1 protein-coding gene is annotated in these 751 nt (G+C 49.7%); it reads left to right on the forward strand.

Annotation, left to right across the window (positions count from 1 at the left end):
• On the forward strand, positions 1-751 hold a 751-nt coding region (locus D791_RS18640), incomplete at both ends, for a hypothetical protein (RefSeq protein ID WP_202806917.1).

Consider the following 751-nt stretch of genomic DNA (forward strand, 5'->3'; position numbering starts at 1 on the left):
AGGTACCGACAACAACGGCAACCCAGTAACAGGCACTGCTGAAGATGCACTGGACTCTACTGCATCTAACATCCAAGTGACGGCCGATGTCGATAATGCTGAAGCCACCATTGATCTATCCGGAACGACGAACAAAGTTCCAGAAGGTCAAGTGGTTCAAATTACGATCACTGACTCTGAAGGTAACACGGTCACTACCAGTGCCTCGGTTGAAGAAGATGGCCGTTACAGTGTCGATGGTGTTGATGTTAGTGAGCTTGTTGATGGTCAGTTAGACATCGTCGCTGTCACAACAGATGAAAATGGTGTTGAGATTGATGCCAATACAACAGCAGAGCTCGATGCAGTTGAATCTGCCGTTGAAGTCAGCTTCGACAATACCGATGCCAACGGCGTCATTACTGACGACGCGGACAGCGTTGTGATCAGCGGTAGCACCACAGACGTTCTGCCAGGCAGCAACACCGTTAATCTGGTGATCACGGATCAACAGGGCAATGAAGTTGTTCTGAATGACGTTGCGTTGGACGCTGATGGTAACTTCAGTGTTGAAGCCGACCTAAGCGGTTTGATTGACGGTCCATTAGACGTGGTTGCAAGCGCAACTGACAATAATGGCAACCCAATCACCGGCACAGACAACGCTGAGCTGGATGCGATTGCGGCACAAATCACGGTTGAAACCGAGGTTGATAACGCTGGCCCAACGATTGATGTGACAGGTGATACCACTGATATCCCAGTAGGTTCT

Source organism: Nitrincola nitratireducens (assembly GCF_000585235.1).
Lineage (GTDB): Bacteria > Pseudomonadota > Gammaproteobacteria > Pseudomonadales > Balneatricaceae > Nitrincola > Nitrincola alkalisediminis.